Source organism: Blautia sp. MCC283, assembly GCF_018785565.1.
Classification (GTDB): domain Bacteria; phylum Bacillota; class Clostridia; order Lachnospirales; family Lachnospiraceae; genus Blautia_A.
Window position 1 is genome coordinate 68,045 of record NZ_WQQB01000068.1, and the last position, 12,223, is coordinate 80,267.

The 12,223-nt window shown below is 47.0% G+C and carries 10 protein-coding genes; all 10 read left to right on the plus strand.

All coding sequences use genetic code 11. From position 1 onward, the window contains the following. Positions 1-98: 98 nt before the first annotated feature. The 10 genes from trxB (at position 99) to GPK81_RS16105 (ending at position 12,162) form a co-directional block, all read left to right on the plus strand. Positions 99-1,037 carry a thioredoxin-disulfide reductase gene (trxB, locus tag GPK81_RS16060; protein WP_021976994.1) on the plus strand — a complete coding sequence of 313 codons (939 nt, stop codon included), beginning with the start codon at positions 99-101 and terminating at the stop codon, positions 1,035-1,037. Continuing rightward, positions 1,024-2,058, plus strand: a complete 1,035-nt coding sequence (locus tag GPK81_RS16065; RefSeq protein WP_021976995.1) for a LacI family DNA-binding transcriptional regulator — start codon at positions 1,024-1,026, stop codon at positions 2,056-2,058. The genes trxB and GPK81_RS16065 overlap by 14 nt, the downstream gene beginning before the upstream one ends. 243 nt (positions 2,059-2,301) lie before the next feature. Continuing rightward, positions 2,302-3,324: a PTS mannose/fructose/sorbose transporter subunit IIAB gene (locus GPK81_RS16070; RefSeq protein WP_215707348.1), complete on the plus strand. Its 1,023-nt coding sequence runs from the start codon at positions 2,302-2,304 to the stop codon at positions 3,322-3,324. Between the two features lie 104 nt (positions 3,325-3,428). Further along, positions 3,429-4,244, plus strand: coding sequence for a PTS mannose/fructose/sorbose/N-acetylgalactosamine transporter subunit IIC (locus GPK81_RS16075; protein ID WP_021976997.1), 816 nt, complete (start codon positions 3,429-3,431; stop codon positions 4,242-4,244). Next, on the plus strand, positions 4,241-5,071 hold the full coding sequence (locus GPK81_RS16080) for a PTS system mannose/fructose/sorbose family transporter subunit IID (RefSeq protein WP_215707349.1): 831 nt from the start codon (positions 4,241-4,243) through the stop codon (positions 5,069-5,071). The genes GPK81_RS16075 and GPK81_RS16080 overlap by 4 nt, the downstream gene beginning before the upstream one ends. Positions 5,072-5,270: 199 nt before the next feature. Beyond that, a complete protein-coding gene (locus tag GPK81_RS16085) occupies positions 5,271-6,950 on the plus strand; it encodes a glycoside hydrolase family 13 protein (protein ID WP_215707350.1) in 1,680 nt (559 codons plus the stop codon). 157 nt (positions 6,951-7,107) lie between these two features. Further along, positions 7,108-7,950 (plus strand): Cof-type HAD-IIB family hydrolase, encoded by an 843-nt coding sequence (locus tag GPK81_RS16090; protein ID WP_118071700.1) that lies wholly within the window; start codon positions 7,108-7,110, stop codon positions 7,948-7,950. Positions 7,951-8,128: 178 nt separating this feature from the next. Then, positions 8,129-8,986 (plus strand): YitT family protein, encoded by an 858-nt coding sequence (locus tag GPK81_RS16095; protein ID WP_021651178.1) that lies wholly within the window; start codon positions 8,129-8,131, stop codon positions 8,984-8,986. Positions 8,987-9,951: 965 nt separating this feature from the next. Next, the gene (locus GPK81_RS16100; protein WP_215707351.1) at positions 9,952-10,641 is read left to right on the plus strand and encodes a C40 family peptidase; all 690 of its coding nucleotides are present in this window, start codon (positions 9,952-9,954) and stop codon (positions 10,639-10,641) included. Positions 10,642-10,848: 207 nt separating this feature from the next. After that, positions 10,849-12,162, plus strand: a complete 1,314-nt coding sequence (locus tag GPK81_RS16105) for a M28 family metallopeptidase (RefSeq protein WP_215707352.1) — start codon at positions 10,849-10,851, stop codon at positions 12,160-12,162. The last annotated feature ends 61 nt before the right edge of the window (positions 12,163-12,223 follow it).

Consider the following 12,223-nt stretch of genomic DNA (forward strand, 5'->3'; position numbering starts at 1 on the left):
GCAGGATGCTTTGTTCTATCATATTGGAAAATTACGGAATCTATGATATTATGTGAACGGAAATACAGAAAAAAGCCGATAAATTATGGAGAAATAACATGAGCGATATCTATGATCTTGCAATTTTAGGCGGAGGTCCGGCAGGGATCACGGCGGCGATCTATGCGTCAAGGGCCCGATTAAATACCATATGGATCGATAAAAATTTCGCACCGGGCGGTCAGATCACAGCTACCTATGAGGTGGATAATTATCCGGGAATGCCGGGAATCTCAGGTATGGATCTGGGAGAAGCCTTCGGGGAGCATGCCCGGAAACTGGGATTGGAACCGCAGCGCGAGAAGATCCTTTCTTTGGAAAATATTTCCGGAGATATTAAGACGATCCGCACAAAAAAGCATGAATACCAGGCAAAAACACTGATCCTTGCATTTGGGGCGGAGCATCGGAAGCTGGATATTCCGGGAGAAGATGACCTTGGCGGTCTTGGAGTTTCCTACTGTGCTACCTGTGACGGAGCTTTTTACAAGGACAGGATTGCAGTGGTAGTTGGTGGCGGAAACGTGGCTGCAGAAGATGCGGTTTTTCTTTCCGGCCTCTGTGAAAAAGTATATCTTGTCCATCGCCGTGATACGCTTCGGGCGGATAAGGCTCTTCAGGAGAAGGTTTTTGCCTGCGAAAATATAGAAATGGTGTGGGACAGCATTCCCCAGGAGATCCTGGGACAGGAGGAAGTGACAGGTCTTAAGATCCGCAATGTAAAAACCGGGGAAGAACGGGAACTGGAAGCAGACGGTGTCTTTATCGCAGTGGGCATTGTTCCCAGTACGGCACTTGTAAAAGACCAGCTTAAGCTGGATGAGAACGGATATATCTGTGCAGGAGAAGAAGGTGTTACTAGCGCACCTGGGGTTTTTGCAGCGGGAGATATCCGAACCAAGGCACTTCGCCAGGTAGTAACTGCTGTTTCAGACGGAGCCAATGCAGTGGCTTCCGCACAGAAATATCTCTGGAGGACAGACAATGGCAACCATTAAGGAAATCGCGCAGAGAGCAGGTGTAAGTACAACAACTGTTTCCAACGTCATACATGGAAAAACAAAAAAAGTATCTCCTGCCAACATTCAGAAGATCGAGAATCTTATCCGGGAGATGGGATATGTCCAGAAAATGGGACTGAGAGTTCTGAATAAGGAGAAATCCCAGCTGATCGCAGTTGTGATCAATCATCATAAAGACTTCAAGGATTCTGTTATCGGAGATCCTTTTTATGGGAAGATCATCGGTTTTATTGAGAAGTACGTGCAGGAACTTGGCTACTATCTGATGCTCTATTCTGCAAAGGATACGGACAAGATCTTTCAGATGGTCATGGGCTGGGATGTGGACGGCGTCATTGCCATTTCTTTCAGTAAAAGTAACTGCGAAAAAATCTACCAGCTGATCAACAAGCCCATCGTTTCCATTGATGCTTACGGTGAGCTTGACGCAGGCCAGGAAAACCATGTCCTGAATATTGGACTGGATGACGAGAGCGGCGGCTACCTTATGACAAAATATCTCCTGGAATGTGGCTATGAGCATATCCAGGTCTGTGCAGGCCGTGACAATGGTGTGGATCATTTCCGTTACATGGGTGCCCAGCGTGCAGCAAAAGAATTTGCGGGAAAAAAACAGAAGGTGCAGTTTACCGCTCTTGGAATGAACTACGCCAAACGAAAAGAAAGCTATGCGTGGCTGATCCAGCGGAAAAAACCGAAGACTGCGCTGTTTTTCCTGTCAGACCTTTATGCACTGGAGGCGATCAGCTTTTTCAGCAGCCGTGGAGTAAAGATCCCGGAGGAAATCGGAATCGCGGGATACGATAATATCAGCTATGCGGAATTTTCCGTGCCAAGGCTTACTACCATCAGCCAGAATGTGGAGCAGAAAGCTTCCCTTGCCGTGGAAATCCTGATGGAGCGGATCAACGGTGTGGAGAAAGAGCGTGAGAATCAGATCGAACTTCCGGTCACCCTGATCCCCAGGAAGTCGGTACAGCCGCAGGATGAGAATTAAACAGAATAAAAATGTCAAAAGCCGAAATATACGGGAACTGTCAGTATCTGACAGCCAGAGTATTTTCGGCTTTTTTGGTAAAATTTTCTATGTGAAACCTGCACAAAACCGTAAATTCGAACTTGTCACAATAATAGGTTATGTACATAACCTATTTACATAATCTGCCTTTGATGTTATAGTGTGGACATAAAGGTTAGGTACATAACCAAAGGGAAAGAGTACAGAAGGAGTGAATACCAGATGAAACAGATTCTGATCGCTACACATGGAAAAATGGCCTCCGGTATCCGTTACACAGCAGAACTGATCGTTGGAAAAATGGCCGAGCTCACAACTATCGACGCTTACGTAACACCGGAAGACAATGTGGAGAAAAAGTTTGAAGAATATTTCGCACAGCATGAAAACGACAGGATTTTCGTTTTCACAGATCTGATGGGAGGAAGCGTAAATCAGAAGCTTCTGGGATACAGCCAGAAAGAAAATGTTACGCTGATCACAGGAACCAACCTTCCGGTGCTGATGCAGGTAATGATGGCAGATGACGATGTGACGGAGGAAGAGATCCAGGAATTCATCGATGATGCCAGAGAGGAACTTCAGGTGGTAGACCTGGGCGGTGGAAAGAAATCCACAGCGGGAAAACATGATGCAGAAAGCATTGCACAGGGAGAAAAAATCACAGCGCAGACCGCCGCGCCGGATGTAGAAAAATCCGCACCGAAAAAAGCACCGGCCCCGCAGTCCTACGACAATTCCACAGCAAAGATTACCGCACTTCGTGTAGATGACCGTCTGATCCACGGACAGGTTGCGATGACCTGGACCAAACAGCTGGCAGTACAGGGAATCGTAGTAGCCAATGATGAGGCAGCCAACGACAATACCCAGAAGATGGCACTGAAAATGGCAGTACCGGGCGGAATCAAATCCCTGATCAAACCGGTGGATGAAGCCATCCGTATCTTAAATAATCCGAAAGCATCCAGGATGCGTATTCTGGTTCTTACAAGAACCGTAAAAGATGCCCTGAAAATAAGACAGAGCGTTGGCGAAATCGGATTTCTCAATGTAGGAAATACCGGACGTTTCGACGGAATCGATGTTTCCGAGAAACTTGTCCTGACACCGACCATCATGCTGACAAAAGCAGAGCAGCAGGCACTGAAAGACCTGGTTGCCCTTGAACCGAAGACCTGTATGCAGCAGGTACCGAATGATGAGCAGAAGCTTGTGAAGGATGTGCTGGATAAATTAAACTGACGCATATCAAAAAGAATGAACGTAATAATTATCTGAATGCAGATCGTGGAATGTGAGTATCCACTGAATAAGTAAAACGTAACAAAAAAGGGAGGAAAGAAAAAATGTTAAACGCATTTCTTGTAGCACTTGCCGTATTTATTTGTGTCGGCGGTGCAGAGCTGATCGGATTTACCATGCTGAACCGTCCGATCGTCATCGGACCGCTGGTAGGTCTGTTTCTTGGAGATCTTCATACAGGAGTGATCATCGGAGCTTCACTGGAAGCCGTATTTATGGGAGTTGTAAACATCGGAGGTGCTTCCGCGGCAGAACCCGGAATCGCCACAGCCGTAGGAACTGCTTTTGCCATCATGCTGGGCAAAGGTTCTGAGGTAGCCCTGACACTGGCACTTCCAATTGGTATCCTTGGTCTTCAGATCAAGACCGTTCTCTACATCTTTATTGTAGGTATGTTTGCAAAAACTTTCGACCGTCTGGCAGCAGAGGGCAAGGAGAAACAGATTATCGCCCTTCATTACGGACTCTGGGCTGTAAACTGGTTTTTGTATTCCCTGTTCGCATTCTTCGGAATCCTGTTCGGATCTGACGCAGTCAGCGCACTTCTGGATGCGATCCCGGATGTTGTTATGAACGGCCTGACCGTCTGCGGTGGACTTCTTCCGGCAGTAGGTATGGCGATGCTGATGAAAATGCTCTGGGACAACAAGATCTGCATGTTCTACTTCCTGGGATTTGTCCTTGCAGCATACTTAAACCTTCCGCTGATCGCCCTTGCCGTGATCGGTGTGATCATTGCCATTTCCATTGGTATGAACGATTACAAGCTGAATCAGCTTGCAGCACAGAGAGTAGCAGTTTCACCGGCCGGTAGCGCTGACGAATATCTTGACGAAGAAGAGGAGGAATTTTTCTCATGAGTAATTTAACGAAATCCATTCCTGCAGATGAAAGAAAAATGCTGAGAAAAGCGTTCTGGCGTTCCTTTACTCTGTATGCGGCAGTAAGCCCGGCAAAACAGGGAGCTTCCGGCTTCTGCTATTCCCTGATGCCTTTTATCAATAAATTTTACAAAAACGATGAGGAAGGCAAAAAAGCTGCCCTCACAAGATGTATGTCTTACTTCAATACAACCATCACCTTATCTACATTCATCATGGGTCTTGTGGCATCCATGGAGAAGAAAAACAGCGAGCAGAAGGATTTTGATGCAAGCTCCATCAATGCGGTGAAATCTTCCCTGATGGGACCTCTGGCCGGTATCGGTGATTCCATTTTCTGGGGCGTTCTCCGTGTAATCGCAGCCGGAATCGCAGTAGGACTTGGTGCATCCGGAAACGTTCTGGCACCGATCGTGTTCCTGCTTCTTTTCAACATTCCGTCTATTCTTGTGAAATATTACGGAACCTTCCTGGGCTACAAGCTTGGTTCCGAATACATCCAGAAGGTTTATGCAAGCGGTCTTATGAACATCCTGACAAAGGCTGCCAGCATTGTAGGTCTGATCATGGTCGGCGGTATGACTGCCAGCATGGTAACCTTTAACTCCACTTATGAACTCACCATGAAGGGTGAATCTGTTCTGAATCTACAGAACATGTTGGACCAGATCTTTATCGGCATTGTTCCCCTTGGACTGACTCTTCTGTGTTACTATCTGCTGAAAAAGAAAAATGTCAGCATCACAGTTCTGATCATCGGTGTTATCATCCTGAGCATCCTTCTCTCTCTTCTCGGAATTGCATAAGCCTTAAGGATAAGGAATAAAGATCAGAATTATGAAAAGGCGGGCCGTATAGGGTCCGCCTATAAAAAAGCCTAAAAAAAGTTATATCGAAATAACTGACCGCAAAAAGGGCAGTTGAAGAACACCTGACCGGATATAAATAAGCAGCAAATACGGATTATAAATATCTGCTCAATGCAAAATAAAGGAGACATAAGAAATGAAAGATTGGTGGAAGAATTCCGTTGTATATCAGATTTATCCAAGAAGCTTTAAGGACTCCAACGGAGACGGCTTCGGCGATCTCCAGGGCATTATTGAAAAACTCCCCTACCTTCAGAACCTTGGGATCGATGTGATCTGGCTCAGCCCTGTTTTTGATTCCCCACAGGACGACAACGGTTACGATATCAGTGATTACCGAAAGATCTATGCAGGTTTCGGAAGTAACGAGGACATGGATGAGCTGATCCAAAAAGCTCATGAGCATGGTATCAAGATCGTTCTGGATCTTGTTGTCAACCATACTTCCGATGAGCATGCATGGTTTGTGGAAAGCCGGAAGTCAAAAGACAGCAAATACAGTGATTATTATATCTGGAAGGATCCGAAAGCAGACGGCAGTGAGCCAAACAACTGGGGTTCCAGCTTCTGCGGAAGTGCCTGGGAATATGACGAAGAGCGTGGCCAGTATTACCTTCATTTCTACAGCAGAAAGCAGCCGGATCTCAACTGGGAAAATGAAACTGTCCGTAAGGAAATCTATGATCTGATGAAGTTCTGGATGGATAAAGGTGCTGATGGATGGCGCATGGATGTGATCGCGTCTATCTCCAAGGATCAGTCCTTCCCGGATTACCCGAAGACTGATGACCGTAAGTATTACACAGGAAAATATCACAGCAACGGACCGAGACTTCACGAGTTTATCCATGAGATGAACCGGGAGGTGCTTTCAAAATATGACTGTATGACGGTAGGTGAGGCGCCGGGCTCCACACCGGAGGTTGCAAGACTGTTTACAGATCCGGAGCGTGAGGAGCTGAATATGATCTTCACATTTGAGCATATGAACATCGACCGTATTCCAGGCTCTGTAAATCGCAAGTGGGCACTGAAGCCTTTTGATCTCCGTAATCTGAAACGTGTTATGTCTGAGTGGCAGAACAAGCTTTACAATAAAGGCTGGAATGCTCTGTACTTCGAAAATCATGACCAGCCACGTGTGATCTCCAGATGGGGAAATGATACCACTTACCGTGAGGAATGTGCAAAAGCTTACGCTACTGTTCTCCACGGCATGCAGGGAACTCCTTATGTATATCAGGGTGAGGAGATCGGTATGACAAATGTACAGTTCCCGCTGGATGAATACGAGGATATCGAGGTGCGTAACGCATACCAGGATCTTGTTATTAAGAACAAAACCATCTCTGAAGATGATTTCCGCAAGGCTGTATGGAACAAGAGCCGTGACAATGCCAGAGTTCCGATGCAGTGGGATGACAGCGAAAATGCAGGATTTACAACCGGCAAGCCATGGTTCCGCCTTTCTGACCGTTACCAGGAGATCAATGTAAAAAAAGCTCTGGAAAAAAATGATTCTGTGTTTTATTATTATAAAGATCTGATCCGCCTGCGTCATGGGGAAGAACTTCTTACAGAAGGTGACTATCAGCTTCTTCTTCCGGAAGATGAGAAGATTTTTGCATATTTAAGAACTTCTGACAAAGAGCAGTGGATCGTGGTGGCAAACCTTTCTGAGGATACGGTAAGTACAGAAGGTCTTGTGAAATATGTGTCCGATAAAGAGGACATTAAGATCACAAACTATAAGGACAGAACAGGGATCAAAGCGGATTTAAGGCCATATGAGGCGTTTATGATGAGGATCCGGTAATTCCTGAGCTGTTGTATATGTAGTAAAGCGGAAGAAAAGTGTCTGCTTTACAGACAGCAGGTATGAGTATTTGTGCGTATCTGTACTGCCAAAGGATATCCGGGTGCAGTGCAGATGCGCTTTTTGCCTGTGAGGAAAAGACAAACAGGAGGAAATTATGGAAAAATATATCATTGCAGTGGATATGGACGGAACTCTTCTGAACAGTGAGAATAAGATTTCCGAGAGGAACAGAAATGTTCTGCAGCGGCTGATCGATGACGGACATTATGTGGTACCGGCAACCGGAAGGACCAGAGAGCTGATCCCCCAGGAGTTTTCTGTGCTCCGGGGTGTGAAATGGGGAATCGTGGAAAACGGCTGTGTTGTCTGGGACTACGATAAAAATGAGATGATCTGGCGAAAAACCATGCCAAAAGGAATGGTAAGTAAGATCCTGAAGGATGTGGAAGACAGCGGTGCAAAAGGCTGGATCGCAGAGGCTTATGCAAATGGGATCGCCTATTCCGATGCGGATGTCAGAGATTATGTGGCATCTGTAGCGGACAAAGATCTGCTGGAGAAAACCTTTGTGGATTATTTTCTCAGCAGACATAAATATGTTAAGGATTTTTATCATCAGGAAGATATTCTGGATCAGGCAGAGAAGATCAATATTTATTTTGATGATATGGAGAACAGCAGGGAACTTCGCGAGAAATGGAAGGATCTGGATGATGTGGCAGTGACCACTTCCATCAGCGGCAATGCGGAGTTTAATGCTGCAGGTGTGGACAAGGGTGTGGGTCTTGCCATGCTCCGCACAAAGCTTGGTATTGACCGGATGCATGTGATCGCTTTCGGAGATAATGAGAATGATCTGGAAATGCTGGAGGGTGCGGGCATTGGTGTTGCCATGGGCAACTCCAAACAGTATGTAAAGGATGCCGCCAATGAGGTGACCGGAGATAATGATCATGATGGTGTGGCGGAATTTCTGGAGAGGTTTTTCGGGCTGTAAGCTGTGGGCGATCGTGATCGCTGACATAAGAGACAGGGAAATGTATTTTTCTCTGTCTTTTTTTATTTTCATTTTCTGTGATATAAGGTATGATAAACGAAGAGGATGAGGGGATTGCCGGCTTTGACCGGTAGTTCCCAGTGAAAATTTTTTGAGGAGATCAGGAGGATATTTTTTAATGAAAAATCTGATACCGAAGCGTGTGATGGAGTATATCATTATCACATTTGCTGTTGTTCTGATGGATGTGGGGATTTATGTGTTTAAGTTTCCGAATAATTTTTCCTTTGGTGGTGTTTCGGGTATGGCGGTTGTGTTTTCGCATTTTATTCCGATGACGTCTGCGCAGATCAACCTGGTGATCAATCTTATTTTGCTGGTGATCGGGTTTGTTATTCTTGGCAGAGATTTTGGAGTGAAGACGGCTTATGTTACGGTTGTTTCTTCTTTGCTTCTGAATGTGTTTGAGAAGGCTTTTCCTATGGACAGGGCGCTGACGGGGAATATTATGCTGGAGCTTTGTTTTGCGATCATTTTGCCGGCGTTGGCTGCGGCGCTGCTGTTTTTTGAGAATGCTTCGGGTGGTGGCACGGATATTGTGGCGATGATCATTAAGAAGTATTCTACGATGAATATTTCGGGTGCGTTGTTTGTGGTGGATTGTGTGATCGTTGTTGTTTCGTTTATGGTGTTTGATCTTACTACGGGGCTTTGTTCTGTGCTGGGGCTTATGGCTAAGACGTTGATGATCGATAAGTCTATTGAGAGGATGAAGCTGAATAAGTATTTTACGATCATTTCCAGTAAGCCGGATGAGATCTGTGAGTTTATTATGAATGGGTTGGAGCGGAGTGCTACGGTTTATCATGGGGAGGGGGTTTATTCGCATAAGGATAAGAAGATTATTTTGACGGTTGTTGATGTTAGGCAGGCGGTGTTGCTGCAGAGGTTTATTGATGAGGTGGATCCGCAGGCGTTTTTGATGGTTACTAAGAGTAGTGAGGTTGTTGGGAAGGGGTTTATGAGTTATATTTGATGCGATCGTATGGGATTATTGTATGCTGATCGTAGGTGATAGTGTATGATTGTAAGCTGATGGAATTAGGAGAGCGTTCTTTGTGGTCTGGATGGGCTGCGGGGCGCTCTTTTTTTGTGGTGGAGGGTGGAGGGCGGATGGCGGATGACGGACGCCGTGGAGACGGGTGCCGGTTTGCTCCGGGCTTCGTCGGGGGCTGGCTTCTAGGCTGCCGGAATTCTGCTAAAACCGTTTTTAAAAAGTCCGAACTCGCGGCTTGCTGCCGCTCAGACAGCGGACTTTTTAAAAACAACGCAGATTTCCGCCAGCCAAGAATCAGCTCCCCTCCTGCAGAGTCGTAGCCAACCGGCACCCGTCTCCCCGGCTGTTCGATTCCGGGCGGGAGGTAGTGGTGGCTGTGTGGGGCTTCTGGCGGAAGTGTGGGATTGATGAGGGCTGGAGGATTGAGTGGATTCCCGGGAGTTGGATGAGCCATCAGCGCTGCGCTGGATGGCTGGGAGGAAAGGCTGAGTTTCCTGTGGTCTGAAGGTGAGGGATGTGCCATCGTCGCTGCGCTGGATGGTTGGGAGGAAAGGCTGAGTTTCCTGTGGCCTGAAGGTGAGGGATGTGCCATCGTCGCTGCGCTGGATGGCTGGGAGGAAAGGCTGAGTTTCCTGTGGCCTGAAGGTGAGGGATGTGCCATCGTCGCTGCGCTGGATGGCTGGGAGGAAAGGCTGAGTTTCCTGTGGTCTGAAGGTGAGGGATGTGCCATCGTCGCTGTGCTGGATGGCTGATTGGTGTGTGAAGGTTTTGTGAAAGGGTTTGACAGGTGGGGATTTTTATGGTAGGATACACACTTGCGTAACAAAATTAATAAAATTGTAACAAATTAGTGAGCGAGGAGCGTGGCGAAGTGGATTGTGAATCTCTGTCTGAATGGATGTATTGTGTTGCTGCGTGGTTTTCTGAGAGGAGTTTTATTGTTTATGTTTTATAAGAAATTTGCTGCTGTTGTTCTGAGTGCTGTTCTTGTGGGTGTGGTTCCTTCTGTTGTTTTTGCGGATGTGGATGGTGTCAGTGCTGTGTCTGATGGGGATGTGGAGGTGCTTTCCATTGAGGATGGTTTTTCGGATGGAGCGGATTCTATTTCTGCTTTTGCCAGTGCTCTGGCGGATAAGACGGTTTCTGAGGTTCAGGGGTATCAGGAGGCGAAGGCTGAGGCTGAGGTGATCGCACAGGAGAGGCTTGAGGCTGAAGCGGCTGCTGAGGCTGCGCGTAAGGCGGAAGAGGAGCGGAAGGCTGCTGAGGAGGTGCGTCTGGAGATGCGGCAGGGGATTGTGGATTTTGCGCTGCAGTTTGTGGGGAATCCTTATGTTTATGGTGGTACGAGTCTGACTAACGGGGCGGATTGTTCGGGGTTTGTGATGTCAGTGTTTGCGGAGTTTGGGTATGAGCTTCCTCGTGTTGCTGCGGCTCAGTGTGCGGCTTCCGAGAAGAAGGATGTTTCGGATATTGAGGCTGGTGATCTGGTTTTTTATGGTGATGGTGGTATTGATCATGTGGCTCTTTATATTGGTGATGGCAAGATCGTTCACGCCAGTACAGCAGCTACAGGGATTAAGGTTTCCGACTATGATTACCGGGCTCCGGCTGCGGTTGGTTCGTTTGTGGCTTAGGATATAGATATAAATGATTTACTGATATGAAATATAAACTGTCTGCGGAGATTTTTTGGTTGGGTTGGCTGAAAAATAGCTGCGGGCAGTTTTTTTGAAGAAAAATAGTGTATAATTTAACCGAATCAAGTAAGTCTCCTGCGGGGTTGCGAAAAGCAATAAGCAGTGGGTGGGGACTTAGATAAAATTCAGAAAGGTTGTGGGGTTATGAATACGAAGGAAATCAGTGGTAAGCGGCAGATGGAGTTTCTGGCCGGGTTTGATTTTGTCAGAGAAGCGGGTACTGCTGGGGAAGTGAAGGCGGCGAAGATGATCAGGGATACTTTGGACAGCTTCGGAGTGAAGAATTGGATGGAGGAGTTTTCTTTTTGGGGTTTTCGGATCAACAGGGCGGTGCTTAAGGTTGTGGAGCCTTATCAGAAGGAGTATGTGGTGACCGGGTATGGAAGATGTGGAAATACTGGGGCAGAAGGTCTGAAAGCGGATTTTTTGTATGTGGAGAATGGAGATGCTGTCAGTCTTTCCCGGGCGAAGGGTAAGATCGTTATGGTGAATGGCCGGGTGAGTGGTGATGTGTATCAGAGACTGGTGAGCGCCGGGGCTGTTGGTTTTGTCAGTGTGGAGGGTTCTCCGCTGGATGAAGGAGTGGACAGGGTTCCCTGTCAGCGTAGCCTGCCGATGATCCTTCCGGGAAATGCAGAAGGAGAGATAGAAGGATTGTCGGAGTCTTCAGAGGATATTCACGAGATGCAGGAAAAATATAGTGGTAGGATCCCGGGTGCGAATCTTCATTATAAAGATGCGGTGGAGCTGGTGACGGAGGGTGCAGCTGTGGTTTGTCTGGCTGTAGAACAGGAAGTGACGGCCTGTACATCCCGAAATGTAGTGGCGAGGATTGAAGGTACGGATAAGAAAGATGAGATTTTAACGCTTACGGCGCATTATGATTCGGTACCGGAGGGACCGGGGGCCTATGATAATATGGCCGGAGCGGCGATCATCATGGAGCTTTGCAGATATTTTCAGCAGTACAGACCGCGCAGGACTATGGAGTTTGTGTGGTTTGGTGCTGAGGAGAAGGGCTTGCTGGGCAGCCGGGATTATATCAGAGTTCATGAGAGTGAGCTTGGAGCGCATCGTTTTAATATGAATGTAGATCTGGCCGGGCAGCTGATCGGAGGAAATGTTCTGGGAGTGACGGGAGAGGCTTCTGTTTGTGATAAGCTTCTTGAGATCGCTGACGGAGCAGGGATCGGAGCGTCTGTGAAGAATCAGATCTGGGGAAGTGATTCCAATTCTTTTGCATGGAAGGGAATTCCGGCCATGACTCTGAACCGGGATGGTTTTGGCATGCATACCCGTTACGATACCATTGATCTGCTGTCTGCCTGGTCGCTGGAGAGAAGTGCGATCCTTCTGGGATGTATTGCAGATGAACTGGGGAATGCGGAGGTTTTCCCATTTGAGAGAAAGATGCCGGGGAAATTTATCAGAGAGCTGGATGAATATATGTGCAGATAGTAAAAATCTGATTTTATCTGCTCATAACTGGATATTTGTTATGGAACTGTGGGGACTTGTC